We start from the raw sequence: 16324 nt of genomic DNA, 5'->3' as shown, positions 1-16324 counted from the left end.
ATCCGTTTAATCGGATAAGCCCTCTTCTTTATCTTCAATCGAATAATCAGGTACTAATATTTTTCCATTGTTATTCTTGTTCACAAGAGATTTAATCAACGATTTCGTCAAGTTTTTGGGAGGATACGGTTTAATAAGGTAGTCTTTTGCCCCTAGTTCAAATCCACGCTGCTTCTCTTCACTCACGGTTGAAACAAAGATCGGTATATTTTTTGTCCGCTCTGTTTCTTTTACTGTTTTCAACACGTCCCAACCACTCATACGACCATCTAACATTATATCAAGGACGATTCCCTCAGGTGTCATTTGCTCAAGGAGCTCAATCGCGTCTTCACCACTTCTACAATGACGGACAGCAAACCCGTTTCCGGTAATTTCCTCCATCAATAAGAGAGCGAGACTCTCATCATCCTCTACAATCAAAACGCCAGAATCTTGAAGTTCTCCAGATTTAGAGTCTACCGACTGCTTTTCGATTCCTAGTGGGAAAACAAGGGTAAACGTACTCCCTTTTCCCAATTCTGATGTTACGAGAACGTCGCCATTATGAGCAGTCATGATCTCCTTTGATATGGCAAGTCCTAGTCCGGTTCCACCAATTTGGCGTCGGTCTGAATTATCAACACGAAAGAACTTTGTAAATAATTTGGAGAGTGCATCCTGTGGAATCCCAAGACCTTCATCTCTAATATCCACGTAAAGCTCATCATTCTCTACTCTAAATCTCGTTAATATAGTGCCGCCTTCTGGAGAATATTTAACTGCATTGCTGACAAAGTTATTGAACACCTGTTTAATTTTATCCCCATCACCAATAATCTCATGTTTATCCGCTAAATCTTCAATAGTAAAAGAATGGAGCTTGGAATGATCACGGTAACTATCGAGTACTTCTTCTATCATCTCTTTAAGATCAATTCGCGTTTTATCATAGTTTTGCTTACCAGCTTCCATCCGCTGAATATCAAGAAAATCATTGATTAGAGATGTTAAACGCTTTGCTTCTTTATAGATCGTATTTAAATATTTTTTCTGCTTATCAGGTTTTAACTCTTTGGATAGCATGAGCTCCGTAAAACCAAGGACACTCGACAGGGGTGTACGAAGTTCATGACTTACCGTACTGACAAATTCGTTCTTCATTTCATCTACTTCATGTTCACGGGTTATATCCCGATGGACGAAAATCGAACCAATAAATTTACCGTCAGTATATAAATGCTCGTAGTACATTTGGATAAATAGGGAAGGTTCCGTATTCGTTTGATAGATAAGTTCACTCTGTTTAGGCTTAACCCCTGCAATAACATCTTGAACATATGAATTCACTGCATCCCGATCATTTAAATCGACTTGCATAAGGAACTTAGAACTCCACTCAGTAAACGGTTTTTCATTCGCACCATCAGGAAAGCACGCATCCAACATCGTACACATTTGATCATTCACAGCACGAGTTGTTCCTTCTCTGTCAACGAGCTGAATCCCTTCACGAATCGTATTTAAGATCTCTCTATTGATTTGACGCTCATTCTCAGTCGTTTCATATAATCGAAGCTTATCGAGAGCGAGCGAAATTTGACGCGACAAATCGGATAGTTCCGTTACTTCATCAGTCGTAAATTCTCCACCTATTCTCGTAATACAAAGTAAAGCAACTGGTTCGTTATCAGAAAGAACTGGAATGTAAATATCATTTGAAATTTCTTCTACTCCATGATAACCTGCTTCCCCAATTGAAGCCTGTCTTTGAACAGTATGAAATTTCTTTTGCTCGATTGCTTTAACGCCAGGTCCGTCTATTAAATGATCAATCCACTCGTGGACTTTCTCTTGACTAACGCCTAGCGATGCATAGTCTTTCCCTTGATTTAGCATAACGATAATACCCTTATCAGAGTTAAGGATATGAATCATGTTCGTAATGATACTTTGCAATAGTTCACTTTTCGTTAAGGTAGACGCAAGCGAACGATTTAATTCATTGCGATGCTCTAACACTTTTTTTTGTACATTCATCGCTTTTACATTTTGTTCAAGCGTGAATTTACTTCCTTTAAGTTCTTCGCTCTGCTCGACTAATGCATCGTTCGAAGTAATGAGTGCCCTCTCATTTTGCTGGATATTTTTAACCATTAAATTAAATGATCGTGCAAGCTCCCCTAGTTCATCTGATCTTCTCACATGGGGCATTTCCACATTTTCTCCTGAAGATACTTGACTAGAAGCTAACGCCAATTCCTGAAGTGGTTTTCCAATACGCCTAGCCATAATACCAGCAAGTATCGTTGCAATTAATAGAAGGAAAATAACAAATGAGACGAAAAGCATCTGTAAATTCGATAAGCGATCAACCAAATCTTGCTCAGTTGCATAGATTTCGCTCTCCACATCAGAAACGAGATCACGCGTTTGAGCTCTTAAATCATAGACTAAATTACTCCCGCCCTGATCTTGAGAAAGATTTTGCAACCCTTCTGTATTATCTGAAGCTACCTGTATTTTCGCGTCTTCAAAAAGATTATAATAATTAACCAATTCACCTTGAAGGTCTGAAATATATTCCTTTTCTCCTCTACTTTCTAGCTCTGGTTCAAGCTGTTTGATCTTATTTGCAATCATATTTTTTTGAGTAACATAATTTCTTAAAAAAGGTTCCTCTAAACGGAATCCTAAATACCCTCGAGCTTCAAAAAACATATCATTTAAACTATCTTCGAGTTCAACTGCATACTGTTGTTTTTGTCGAAGGTCTACCACTTTCTCCTCATACTTTGCTTCTATTGACTGACTATAAAGCCCCAGCCCAGCTGCCGCAATTAAAATTAAAAACAAAAATCCACTCATAAACCAGACAAATTGTCGAGATAAACTACTTTTCCATTGTCTATTCACCTAAAATGTCCCCTACTACGTTTGCGAGTTCCACTGGACTAAACGGTTTAGAAATAAAGTAATCCGCTCCTGCCCCTCTTGCAATCTCTTCATCTTTTTTTTGCGCTTTTGCAGTAAGCATCATTATTTTAACATTGTGATTCCCTTGCTCTCGAACCTTTTTAATCACTTCAAGACCGGTCATTTCTGGCATCATATAATCAAGTAAAACGAGGTCATACGCTTTGCTTTGAATATAGTCATATGCTTCAGCGCCATCTTCAGCTTCATCGATTTCATAATCATCGTCTTCAAGCGTATCAACGATTAACATTCGTAGAATTTCTTCATCTTCTGCGACTAACAACTTTGGAGCCACGAAAATCACCCTTTTCAATTAATTGAAAGAAGAATAGAAGGGTCTCCCCTCTATTCCTTATATCGGCTAAACTCTTCCTGCATAATATAGTAAGATTGTTTTAATCTTTCATGATAATGAGGTTCTTCCCATTTGTCCCAAGTAAATTCATACAATTCGTCCAACTGTCCGTTTTTAGTAACCGGTTTTGTTTCATTAATAGAAGTGAGCGAGAGACTTGCATCCTCCTCATCTCCTTCGTACATCACCACACCAACCTTAAAACTGTCTATTGTCTTTGAAGCACTCAGACCGTCTTTCCACATATCCTCCATGATTTCTTTTTCACTTGGATCCTTCACATTGAAAAGAGCCCACGGTAATCGTATTTCGATAGAATTTCCTTTCACAATAAAATCTGAAAGGGAATTGTAATCCTCACTCTCTGGATTTCCATTACCATAGGTTAGGATGCCTGTTTCATAATCATCAAATGGAAGCGTTTCTCTTGTGCTCGGAATCGTTAGTTGCTTGTTCAAGGCTAAACGTATTGGATGAAACACATCGTTATCCTTTTTACTGGCATAGTTTTTTTCCTCAATCAGACCAAGGTCTTCAGCATACTGGTAGTAGAATGCATCATAGTAGCTGTGTACGGTAAGTCGTGAAGTTTCTTCTCCAGTCAGGTTAAGTATAAAATCAATTCCAGACGAAGTTTTTAATTCTGGATCTTTAGAAATATCCTTGCTTCCCTGTCCGTTAATCGTATCAAACAGTAGCATCGTCTTATCCTGTTCCATTCGTTCTGGTGACATGTTTTGATAGTCTAGTCGGAAGTAAATAGATTTCTCATCGCTAGTCATAAAGAAACGTTGGAGGTTTTGAGTTTTAACAGTTGATTCAAATAAAGGCTCTTCACCTTCCCAATCCGTTACATCTCCGTCCACTTTTATTTTCAGCTTTTCACCAGGATCAAAACTTAGTAATCCAAACTGCTGTTCATTTGTTTGATCATTTGACCAGAATGGTCGACGATCTGCATTATCGAAATCCATTGTGTTCCATGTTCGTTTAAACCATTCATCCTGCCAGGAAAACACCATTCCACCTGCATAATTTTCCGCAACGATGTTCTCAAACAATTTGGCATCTGTCTTTCCCTGCTTCTCCTCAGAGTTTCCGCCCTGATTCATGCCGTAGACATTCCGATGCGTCATCCCTCTCGAAGCCGGTACACCAAACTCAGCAACTACAACTGGCATCTTATGCACTTTTCTAAGTGCATTAAGGTAGCCTGCATAATTGTTTTTCTCACCGCTCTCATCAACATAATTTACGTATTCTTCTTCGTAATTTAGGAAGTCTGGATAATAAGGATAAATATGATAAGAAGCGAATTGCCCTGCATAATAGTCTTCCTTTAATTGAATGACATTCGGATCAACGGAAACCAAATCTTCTTTTTTAGAGGGTTCTGCAGGATGATCGAGTAAATCAGTCGTCACCCAATTTGTAAAGCTTACAGGTCTTTGATAGTTGTATTTTTCCATCTCATAATGAACCGTATCATCCATCATATTTGCGATCCATATTTCAAAAGGACTCGCATCCTTTGTCGTGATGAAGCTGCCATTATATTGCTTCATGTCACGATGCTTTTCATTTGTAGCTACAACGACTTCAGGATCCCACTCAATTCCAAGTACCCAGCCAAGTATGTATGGTGACACATCTGCCGTATAACGGCCTCCTGCATGACCCACCTTCTTTTCAATCATTGCATTCCCATGAATAAGATCAACCGTATCTTTCGTTGCTTTTTCAAGAAGCTGCGTATTTTCATTCGCATAAGCATCTTGAGTCTTAAGTAACGGTTCTTCCTCTACCCATACACCATGAAATATATATAGCGGCTTATCTGCTTCTTTATTGTGTTCTAATAGTGCCTCATAAAAAGCGGGCGGATGAATGGTATAAATCCGCACAGCATTTGCATTCATGTCAGAGATTTGATCGAACCATCGTTTGTATTCTGATTTTGTGATCGCTGCTTCCCCTGGAAAGTAACCTGGTTTTGCGATCCCCATATTAACGCCTTTAATAATAAGGTCTGACCACTCTCCATCTTGAAACACTTGAATTTTATCGTCACCGACTTTACTCGCAACCTGCACACCTTTTATAGTAGGGATATTCACATAACTTTCTTCCTTTTTATCAGAGTCTTTAAGGTTTTGTAAGATTGTTTCCATCATCGGCATATAAACTTTCCAGTAGAAAGCTTCAACCGTTTCGTTATCACCTGTTGTCAATAAGCGATTAATGGCCGGTAACCACTTATATTGGTGAAAATTCAAGTCACCATCATAATCGGCGTAATCACCCGCAAAATAATAAGAGTGATTGTGTTTCATAACAGCTGGAAAAGATAGCGGAATTCCAGCGTCTTCAAGTGATTTTTCTGCTTCTTGACTCACATCTACTGTATAGTTTGCAAGCACGTCTTCCTCGTCAATTGGTTCCACGATGTCAAACCAATAATGATATGACATCGACTCTTTCACTAAAGAATCTTCAATCCATTCCAATCCTTTATCATTGAATGAAAATTGGACTGTTTGATCTCCAATGCCTTCTTTCTCAATGACAATGATCGAGTCATCTTCGTTCACAAAAACAAGCCCATGATCCGAAAAGTCCCACTTCCCATCATACTTTTTTTCATAGTTATCAATAGCCCAACCCGGCACTTCACCACCGACCGAAAGATCATCGAAATATCGCCCAATCCACCCTGACCACTCAAGGTTTAAAGTTGAATAAAGACCCTGCCGTGCCTTCTCTTCAGTCGGACTACCAAATGCATTAAATTCAGCAATAAAGGTTGACCCCTTCTGCACAGCTTCTGAAATCAAACTCACTTCTTCTGGAGTCATTCCACCGTAAATATTTTCAGAACGATCACCTTCGGATGCTTTCCCATACCAATCGTCTTCGTATACGCCATAGGAATCCGCTAAATAGATGAGGTCATTACCTACTAACGAATCTGGAAAAGAGTCAATGCTATACTCCTCACCATCTCCTGGGTGGAATCCTATATAATCTTCTGATGCGTTGTATGGCGTTCCATTATTCTTTATCCACTTCTTATGATTCAAAATCCATGTAAGTCCTTTATGTTCACGATACGTTTTATCTGGAATGGTTTTATCAATAATGACAATATCACTGGTAGATTCATTACTCATAAACCAAAGCAGGACAGGAGACAACAGAATAAGTACTAGTGCTATTACTCCAAGTAGGAAACCAATGATCGTCTTGCGCTTTATGTGACTCACTTATTTTGAAACCCCTTTTCTACTCATTTCTCCCCAACTGTTGTTTCGACGAATAAGCTGAATAATTCCTTCCACTCTCCATAATACAGTTAACGGCCTAAACCAAAACGCTTCAGATAAAGAATAGAAATATAGTCGAATTAAATCTTGTACTTTTGTATACCTTCTTAAGCTCCATTCTTCTAGCAGGACAGCACTCATTGATAAAAGCGACCCATAAATAACTGCTAGAAGGAAGAGAAGGACTGCAAAAGAAGTGTAAATCCCTCCAAGAAATGGGGAAATAATTATAATGATATAGCCTAATAACTCAATGACCGGACCTAGAAATTCAACAATTAAAAAGTATGGCATTGAAACGACACCTACAAGACCATACTTAGGATTACATAGCATTTTCTTATTGTGCCAGAGACTTTCGAAAAGCCCTCTGTGCCAACGACTTCGTTGTCTTCTTAGGATCTTCGAAGATTCTGGTGCTTCCGTCCAACAGACGGGATCCGGAACATATACAATTCTCTTACCTGATTTCTCTTCTTTAATTTGTTTATGAAGTCGAACGACAAGATCCATATCTTCACCGACCGTGTCCGTGCGATAACCGTTTACTTTAACAACACTCTCTCTGTGAAAGACGCCAAATGCACCCGAAATGATTAATAAGAGATTGTGTCTCGAGAGTCCAATTCTTCCCATAAGAAAAGCTCGAAAATATTCGATTACTTGCATAACGACAAGCGGAGTTTTTGATAATTCAACCTTCATTACTTCTCCTCGCTCAATTTTACAACCATTTGCGATTCGCACACTTCCACCAACTGCCACAATTTCTTCTTTCGAGTCTATGATTGGCTTCATCACTTTCGCAAAGGCATCTCGCTCAATAATTGAGTCACCATCCAGTGAACAAAAATAGGGATAATGAGCAATGTTTATTCCCGCATTAAGGGCATCAGCCTTCCCTCCATTTACTTTATCGATAGCATATAAGTTTTCATAAATGGTTGATTGATAGACGCTAATAATTTCGTTCGACTTAATTTGTTTTCGAATAACTTTCTCAACCTTAACCATTTCAAAGGACTTAATAACGACTTCTAATGTTTGATCTTTTGATCCATCGTTAATAACGACCACTTCATACTCAGGGTAATTAATACTAAGAAGTGATCGCACGCTTGGTACAATACCAGCCTCCTCATTATAAGCAGGTACTAGAATCGACACAGGTCTTGTAAAAGAGGATTGAGACAATTCTTCATATGGCTCGTACTGATCAAGTTTGTATTCTTTCCTTAGTTGGATAGCAGAGATGACAAAGAGGATAAGGTAAAATAAAATAATTCCAACCATATACACAGCTACAAAAATAGTAAATATAAGTAGCATGGTAGAAAACACACTAGCGATAGACACGATCTACACCTCCTCTAACTAACCATTCTTTTGCAGTATCACGCGCAAATGGATCAATATGAGTTGCCGCAACCTCTTCCAACAACGCTCGACCGTTTTCCTGAGCTAGAAGCGATTCGGCTGCAGTGGTTCTAACCCACCAGCTTTCATCAGATAGAAGGTTTAACAAATCTTCGAGAAAACGGTGATCTCTCACCAATTTAAACAACCTAGCTGACATCATCCTTTCTTGCCAGCTTTCTGCATGGAGTGATGCCTTAACCTTCATTGCATCTGTCACATAGCCAACTTTCACAAGAGACTTTAGTGAACGAATTCGAAATTCCGTGTCGTTTGACGTTATAAAAGATTCAATTGTTCTTAAATATTTATACTCCCCCAGCTCCCCCATTACTTCAATAAGAGCGAATTGAACCCAATGAGGAAAGTTAGTTATCGAATCAATAAAGTAGTCTAAGTGAATATCATCCAGGCGCCGAAATAGATCCAGATAATAAAAGTTCGGATATTCCTTTTCTTCATCTAATAGAATCATATAAAGACGATCATCTTGTAAGTTTGCAAGAATCCGCAATACTTGAATCACTTCTAATTCGCTCGTTCGTTTTATGTCTAATAAACTCACACATTCTTCAACTAGCGAAACCATACGTAACTTTTCAATTCGATGTAGCGTGTTCATACGTATACTCCACCGATGATGGTGTAGCCTTTTTTTATAATGATCATGCAGCGTCTTTTCCACTAATTCTTCCATTTGATCAGTGGAAGCCTTCCCTTTTATTAATGAATAATACCGTGTAATGACTTCTTCAAAAGCTTCAATCATAGGATAATTTTCTGGCAGTCGTAACTCCTCTTTCCCTTGAATAGCGCTAGTAATATGTTCAAGATAATATTTTTTCCACTCACTCTTCTTCCTATCAAAACGGTTCGATCGAACTTTCTGACCGATTAAGAAAAGAAAAAGAACGGTTAATACAACAAATAGGATTAAAAACACCTGAAAAATAATGAAAATAGCACTCATACGTTCAATCGCCTCAATCTTTTTATTAGAGCATCTTCTGAATCAACCTTTTAATTCTAGCTTCTAATTCCCCCATACTAAATGGCTTTGTAATATAGTCATCGGCACCAAGTTCCAAAGCTTTAACAATATCTTTCTCCGCTTTGCGTCCTGTTAGCATCATTACTGTATATTTGCCTTGACTACTTTCATGACGTAATTTCCGCAATACCTCAATGCCATCCATTCTCGGCATAATTCCATCGAGTAAAACTAGACAAGAAGGGCCTACTTTATGCCAGCTATCTTCGAAGAAACTTTCGCCTTCACGATAGCTTTTCACTTCAATTTCATAGTTTTCATCCGTTTGAAACTGTTGGAGCTGAGATGTAAGTAGCGTCCGGATAATTTCATCATCGTCTACTACCGCAATACGAATCGTTTTAACAGACTTTATGTCTGTTAGGTTGCTTTCATAGATAACCATTTGATTCCGCCCATTTGCCTTAGCTCGATAGAGTGCTTCATCCGCCTTGTTCAATAGTTTTTTATTAGTAGAAGAGCCGTCAATATCCACAATCCCTCCAGAAAACGTTACGGAGAAAGTCTCTTCTTTACATCGAAAGTTTTTTGTTCGAAACCCATTTAACAACCTTTGTAGAAATTGGTCAGCTTGCACTGCTGTGGTATCAGGTAATAGCAATACAAATTCTTCACCACCGTATCGAATTAAAATATCCGTACGTCTTTTCTCATCAATGATATATTGAGATAATTTTCTTAGGACCTGATCCCCAATTAAATGGCCAAATCTATCATTAATTGATTTAAAATGGTCAATATCAAAAATAGCAAGCGAAGCTTTCTCATCATTTCTTACAAGATCATAGCGTATATAATTTAGCTGGCTATCAAGGTATTTTCGATTATAAGCGCCCGTAAGCTCATCGGTTAAGACAGAGTGGACAATTGTTTTTCTTTTCGCGATTTTTCCATTTACTCGTAGAAGATACTCTTCTAACGACACTTCATGATCCAGGAAATCATCCGCTCCAAAACGATACCCATTAATGCGATTTGTAGCAGAACTAACTGAGTCCGTCATAATAAAAGGGATAAACTGTAACTCGGCTTTTTCTCTCACTTCTTTAGCAATATCTGATTGATCCGTTTCAATTAACTGGTAGTCTACAATGATACAATCGGGATTCATATCGTATAACGCAGTTTGTGCCTTCTTAAGATCCATCGCTGCAAAAACAATATAGCCCTCTTGCTCCAACTGAGCTTTTCGCTCAATTAGCACCATTGGGTTTGGGTTAATTAACATGATCATCTTCTGTATTGTTGGCTCTTTTTCTTTATTTTCTATAGCCGCTTCTAGAACCTCCTCCATGACAGTGTCAAGAAGATGAATGGTTTCTTCCTTTGATACAATCCGTTCACTTTCAAGATTCATCTTGGACAACAACGCTTCTGCCTTATCAGCCGACACCTGATAGCCAACTGTTCCGGCAGTACCTTTAAATGTATGTAATAACTCATATAATTCTTTTTCTGTCATACTTATATTTCTTGCACTAATTTCGTCGTATTTTTCTTTCATATTTGAAACAAACTTCTTTTTGTATTTCTCCAAGATAATGCCCCCTACTTAAAATAAAGCGTAAATTTTGTCGAACTATTAAATATCTTCATCATAATTGAGTTAAAGTTCCTCTACAAGAAATATTATACCGATTTTCCATATATTATTTAATTGATTCAATTGCACTCGTTCCTTTTTCACCCTCTAAATGAATGAAAAGCTTCTTGATGGAAAAAATAGGAGAGGAACAAAAACTTATAGGGGGGAATCGAATTGAACGTTAACAGCACATGGCCAGAAAATCCTGAGCCGATCTGGCGAAGCGATAGTCGCCATGAAAATAATCCAACACTTACTGAATCCATTTCCACTGATGTTGTGGTCGTTGGTGGTGGAATTACTGGTATAACAACCGCCTACCTTCTCTCAAAAGTCGGCAAGAAGGTGGTTCTTCTTGAGGCAAATCAACTCTTGAATGGTACGACTGGACATACGACAGCGAAAATCACTGCGCAGCATGACCTTATTTATGATGAATTATTTAACCACTTCGGAAAGGAGAAAGCGAGAAAATATTACGATGCAAACAACGAAGCGTTTCAGTTTATACGACAAACAATAGATGAGTTATCCATTCAGTGCTCTTTCACAGAGGAAGATTCCTACCTTTATACGACGACAGATAACTACGCGCGTAAACTAACGAATGAAATGAACGCTTACAATAAATTAGGAATTCACAGTGAATTTCAGAATCACCTCCCAATTGATATCTCAATTAAAGCTGCGATTGTAATGAAAAATCAAGCTCATTTCAATCCGGTAGCTTACCTTTCTCCACTTGTACAGAAGATTAAAGAGCAGCAGGGTCAGATATTCGAACAAACCGTCGCAGTCAATGTTGAAAAAGGATTAAATCCTATTGTAGTGACAAAGAATGGAGCAAAAATCTCATGTCAAACAGTCATTGCTTGTACGCATTTTCCATTTTATGATGGCAATGCTCTTTATTTCTCTAGGATGTATGCAGAAAGATCCTATGTCATTGCAGCAAAAACAAAGCAAGCCTATCCAGGTGGCATGTATCTTAGTGCCGATATGCCAAAGCGCTCCCTTAGAAGCTATCAAATGAATGGAGAAAACATTGTTTTGTTCGGAGGTGAAAGTCACAAGGCAGGTCAAGGACATCAAGTGACAGATCACTATCAGGCCTTGAAATTTTTTGGTGAAGAAACGTTTGGCTTGTCTGAAATAGTAAATAGATGGTCAGCACAAGATCTCTTTACACTTGATAAACTTCCGTACATAGGGCCTGTTACAAAAAACGAGCCAAACATCCTTATTGCAACCGGATTTCATAAATGGGGGATGACGAACGGCACGGCAGCAGCCTTACTATTCCGAGACTATCTGTTAGATAAAGACAATCCATATGTTGATCTTTTCTCTCCCTCTCGCTTTCATGCAGACCCAAGCATCAAAACATTTCTTATGCAAAATGCAAATGTTGCAAGTGAAATGATCAAAGGCAAATTATCATTTACTAAAGAGATTTCAGAACTTGCAAATGATGAAGCTGCGATCGTTCGAGTTAATGGGAAAAAAGCTGGTGCATATAAAGGTCCTGAAGGAGACCTCCATGTTGTTGATACAACATGTACTCATTTGTATTGCGAAGTGAAGTGGAATGACGATGACCGTACATGGGATTGCCCCTGTCATGGATCTCGCTTCAGTATTGATGGCGATGTGCTTGAAGGACCTGCGGATAAGCCACTAATAAATTTAAAAGACGAGCTTGATTAAAAAAAGCCATTATTGGCTTTTTTATTTTTTCTCAAGCACCTTTGCTTTACAACTGGTAAGAATGTCGCTAGACTGTACCTTATGTGATTATTTACCCAGGTAAATAAAATGAAAATTCCACGGAGGAAATATGATTTCAACGAGCGATATTTTTCACAACTTACATCAACAAGTTCGCTTTATCACAAAAGAAGTGAACGAATTGCTAAAACACTACCACCTCTATAGTTCTCAATGGACCATTTTGTACTGCCTTGATCAATTTGGACCAATGAAACAGACAGACATTTGGAAATATTTAAATGTTGAAGCTCCTACTACAACACGCACGCTCGTGCGAATGGAGAAAAGCAATTGGATTACACGAACAGAAGGTTCTGATAAACGGGAACGGATTGTTCGTCTCACGCAGGAAGCAGAAAACCTCTTACCTGTTATTAAAGAATCCATTCAAAAATTGGAAGAGTCACTCCTGTCGCAATTATCATCTGAAGAGCAAGCTCATTTTTATTATCTTTTAAAACAAATTGGAGCAAAGAAAGGAGAGGAGCAACATGTCTAATAAACAACCGATTTGGACCAAAAGTTTTTTAAACATCTCCATTAGTAATCTATTTATTTTCATCGTTTTCTATGCGCTACTAACACTACTTCCAATTTACGTTACAGAAGAAATTGGTGGGAGTGAATCTGAAGCTGGTCTTATCATTACAATCTTCTTGTTATCTGCCATTATTGTGCGGCCTTTTTCTGGTAGATTAATTGATCGGTTTGGGAAAAAGAAAATGCTTGTTACAAGCGCAGCTTTTTTTGCAGCATCCTCCTTTTTATACCCATTAGTCGATAACTATGTTGCGTTGCTTTTTCTTCGCTTCTTTCATGGGGTTTGGTTTAGTATTGTGACAACCGCAGCTGGGGGAATTGCAGCAGACACCATTCCACGTGAACGACGCGGAGAAGGCCTTGGTTACTTTGCGATGTCTATGAATCTAGCAGTTGTTACAGGACCATTTATCGCCCTTACGCTTCTTCAATATGTTTCATATATGACAATTTTCCTTGTCCTTAGTGGAATTATGATGATTGGCGTTCTCTGTACACTCGGGGTGAAAGTAATTGAAAATAGTGAACCCGCACCGACCCATAAATTAACGTTCAATGATCTTTTTGAGAAAAAATCATTTCCTATTGCAATCGTTGGCCTCTTCGTCGCATTCTCATATGCGAGCGTTATTTCATTTATTTCGCTCTATGCGAAATCAATTGGTCTTCTTGAAGCTGCAGGATTCTTTTTCGCCGTATTTGCTGTAGCGATGCTCGTCTCAAGACCTTTCACTGGCAGAATGTTTGACGTAAGAGGACCGAATACGGTCATCTTGCCTGCATTCGTTCTATTTGCGCTCGGTCTCGTTACACTTAGCTTAACAACCGAGTCATGGATGTTACTTCTTGCAGGTGCGTTAATCGGGTTAGGTTATGGCTCAATTGTCCCAAGCTTTCAGACGTTAGCCATACAAGCCGCTCCTGAATCAAGAAGTGCACACGCCACTGCCACGTTTTTCACTTTTTTCGATACGGGAATTGCAACCGGATCGTTTATACTTGGGATTATCGTAACCACTTTAGGATATGCAAATCTTTACATGATGCTCGGCATCTTTGTTATTGGAATTTTGTTCTTTTATCAATGGATCCAAAAACAGAAGAAAACAGAAAAACGTCTTCAATCACAAACAAATTACTAAGGAAATGGTTACCATAGTGATTTAATGGGTTGAAGTATAGTGAAAAAATAAGCTATCATTGGAGAATCTTATTTTTTCATGAGAGCGAGTTGACAACAGTGCAAGCAATAGAAGCAATAAATGAGATTCTGTGGGGACCTATTATGATTTCCCTTCTTCTTGGAACTGGACTATTCTTCACGATACGTCTTGGGTTTATCCAGTTTACAGGTTTAAAAGAAGGGTTTCGTCAAACATTTGGCCCCCTTTTCTCGAAAAAGAAACAAAACGGCATATCATCTTACCAGGCGCTCTCAACAGCCATTGCCGCTCAAGTAGGAACAGGAAACTTAGCCGGAGTGGCCACTGCGATTGCAGCAGGTGGACCAGGAGCTATTTTTTGGATGTGGATCTCTTCCTTTCTTGGTATGGCCACGATCTTTGCGGAAGCTGTGCTAGCTCAGAAGTTTCGCGTTAAAGAAAACGGAGTTGTGAAAGGCGGACCTGCTTACTATATCCGCGACGGTCTAGGTAGTAAAAAACTAGCCGCTTTCTTTGCCATAGCCATTATTTGTGCACTTGGATTTGTCGGGAATATGGTACAATCCAATTCAATTGCAGAAGCGTTTCAAACCGCTTTTCAAATTCCACCGCTTGTGATCGGTTTCGGCGTTGCGATATTAATTAGTTTAATTCTATTCGGTGGTATCAATCGCATCGCCCGATTTGCTGGAAATGTTGTTCCAATCATGGCATTACTCTACATCATTGGGGCCCTTATGATTCTTGTCTTACATTTTGATCAAGTACTTCCAGCGTTATCACTTATCGTGGAGTCAGCTTTCACTCCTGAATCTGCTGGAGGCGGAGTGCTTGGTGCTTCTATTAAAGAAGCCATTCGATATGGCGTTGCAAGAGGGCTATTCTCCAACGAAGCAGGTATGGGGTCAACACCTCACGCCCACGCTGTGGCAGAAGTGAAACACCCTGCTCAACAAGGATTTGTGGCCATGGTCGGTGTTCTCATTGATACCGTGATTATTTGTACCGTTACAGCCCTCGTTATTCTCGTAACTGACGGTGCAAGTTCCAATTTAACTGGCATCGAATTAACTCAGGCCAGTTTTACTAGTGGGCTCGGAAGCTTTGGTGTTTACTTTATTGCGTTTAGTTTATTGTTCTTTAGCTTTACAACGATTTTAGGATGGGCTTACTTTGGTGAAACAAACGTGAACTATTTATTTGGTGAAAAAAGTGTGCCGTATTATCGTGCCGCTGTGCTTATCTTCATCGTTCTTGGGACGGTCCTAAACGTTCCGTTCGTTTGGCAACTTGCCGATACATTTAACGCATTTATGGTATTACCGAACGTCATTGCTCTGATCGCTTTAAGTAGCGTTGTCAAAAAATCATACAAAGAACTTTCTCGATAGAAGAAAGCGATGCAGCTGCATCGCTTTTTTCTATTCAATCATTTAGATGAGCATTGATATTCAGACTACGTATGAGAAGATCATCGCCATCCACATCGAGAACATTGATACCTGTATTATCTTGAAAGATGCGACGATAGTTTGAAAAAGGCATCCCTAAAATACCCGCAAGGAAGAAGCGAATGGTGTTGTTATGAGCGACAACGAGTACAGTTTCACCTGGATGTTTGTCACTAACTTCCTTAAAGAAAGCCGATGCTCTCTCATACATTTCTCGCGCAGTTTCACCAGTTCTACCAGCTCTTGTTTCCCAGGGATTCGCCATCCAACTCTCCCATGAATCAGGATCTTCTTTTATAAAAGCTGCTTTGGATCGTCCTTCCCACTCGCCAAAATCTCCTTCATAAATCCGTTCGTCTAGTTGAATCGGTAAATTCCGTTCTCCTAAAATAAGTTCAGCTGTATCACGTGCTCGAATCAATGGGGACGCGTATGCCCGATCAAATGCCACTGAACTAAGAAAGTCGCCTGCATTCTTCGCTTGTGTGACACCTTCTTTAGAAAGCCCGATATCCGTTCGCCCACAATAGAGGTCTCCTGCTGCGTTCCATTCACTTTCACCATGGCGAATGAGGTAAATCCGTGTATGCTTTTGTTCTACATTTATATCCGAATTTTTATTAGTCACTGTTTCTTCACTCTCTCCTACACATTTTCTATCCTTTATTATGGCTATCGAAAGGTTAGGATGCAAGCATCGCAGAATATAAAA

11 protein-coding genes are annotated in these 16324 nt (G+C 39.1%); 4 read left to right on the top strand and 7 right to left on the bottom strand.

Annotated features, from left to right (window positions below; translation table 11 throughout):
* Positions 1 to 6 precede the first annotated feature (6 nt).
* Genes ATG70_RS20205 through ATG70_RS20180 form a run of 6 tightly spaced genes read right to left on the bottom strand, consistent with a single transcriptional unit; the run spans position 7 to position 10640 of the window.
* Positions 7 to 2895 (bottom strand): ATP-binding protein, encoded by a 2889-nt coding sequence (locus tag ATG70_RS20205; RefSeq protein WP_098446232.1) that lies wholly within the window; start codon positions 2893 to 2895, stop codon positions 7 to 9.
* Entirely contained in the window at positions 2888 to 3253 is a 366-nt protein-coding gene (locus ATG70_RS20200) for a response regulator transcription factor (protein ID WP_257147818.1), read from the bottom strand. Before ATG70_RS20200 ends, ATG70_RS20205 begins: the two co-directional genes overlap by 8 nt.
* A gap of 50 nt (positions 3254 to 3303) precedes the next feature.
* Complete coding sequence (locus tag ATG70_RS20195) at positions 3304 to 6576, bottom strand: hypothetical protein (protein ID WP_257147817.1); 3273 nt, start codon at positions 6574 to 6576, stop codon at positions 3304 to 3306.
* Entirely contained in the window at positions 6577 to 7965 is a 1389-nt protein-coding gene (locus ATG70_RS20190) for a glycosyltransferase family 2 protein (protein WP_098446617.1), read from the bottom strand.
* A 13-nt stretch (positions 7966 to 7978) separates the two neighbouring features.
* Positions 7979 to 9022, bottom strand: coding sequence for a HEAT repeat domain-containing protein (locus ATG70_RS20185; RefSeq protein ID WP_098446231.1), 1044 nt, complete (start codon positions 9020 to 9022; stop codon positions 7979 to 7981).
* Positions 9023 to 9047: 25 nt separating this feature from the next.
* Positions 9048 to 10640, bottom strand: a complete 1593-nt coding sequence (locus ATG70_RS20180; protein ID WP_098446230.1) for a diguanylate cyclase — start codon at positions 10638 to 10640, stop codon at positions 9048 to 9050.
* A 222-nt stretch (positions 10641 to 10862) separates the two neighbouring features.
* On the opposite strand from ATG70_RS20180, the gene ATG70_RS20175 reads away from it, so the two are divergent.
* The 4 genes from ATG70_RS20175 to ATG70_RS20160 all read left to right on the top strand — a co-directional run bounded on the left by ATG70_RS20175 (position 10863) and on the right by ATG70_RS20160 (position 15552).
* The gene (locus tag ATG70_RS20175; RefSeq protein WP_098446228.1) at positions 10863 to 12395 is read left to right on the top strand and encodes an FAD-dependent oxidoreductase; all 1533 of its coding nucleotides are present in this window, start codon (positions 10863 to 10865) and stop codon (positions 12393 to 12395) included.
* Positions 12396 to 12525: 130 nt separating this feature from the next.
* Positions 12526 to 12957 carry a MarR family winged helix-turn-helix transcriptional regulator gene (locus ATG70_RS20170; RefSeq protein ID WP_098446227.1) on the top strand — a complete coding sequence of 144 codons (432 nt, stop codon included), beginning with the start codon at positions 12526 to 12528 and terminating at the stop codon, positions 12955 to 12957.
* Positions 12950 to 14140 (top strand): MFS transporter, encoded by a 1191-nt coding sequence (locus ATG70_RS20165; RefSeq protein ID WP_098446226.1) that lies wholly within the window; start codon positions 12950 to 12952, stop codon positions 14138 to 14140. The genes ATG70_RS20170 and ATG70_RS20165 overlap by 8 nt, the downstream gene beginning before the upstream one ends.
* A gap of 98 nt (positions 14141 to 14238) precedes the next feature.
* Complete coding sequence (locus ATG70_RS20160) at positions 14239 to 15552, top strand: alanine/glycine:cation symporter family protein (protein ID WP_257147832.1); 1314 nt, start codon at positions 14239 to 14241, stop codon at positions 15550 to 15552.
* Between the two features lie 34 nt (positions 15553 to 15586).
* Here ATG70_RS20160 and ATG70_RS20155 read toward each other — a convergent pair whose 3' ends face one another.
* A complete protein-coding gene (locus tag ATG70_RS20155; protein ID WP_257147816.1) occupies positions 15587 to 16240 on the bottom strand; it encodes a histidine phosphatase family protein in 654 nt (217 codons plus the stop codon).
* Positions 16241 to 16324: the final 84 nt, after the last annotated feature.

Source organism: Bacillus sp. es.036, from assembly GCF_002563635.1.
Taxonomy (GTDB): Bacteria; Bacillota; Bacilli; order Bacillales; family Guptibacillaceae; genus Guptibacillus.
The sequence above is the reverse complement of the archived record's forward strand: the minus strand, read 5'-3'. Positions and strand labels throughout refer to the sequence as shown.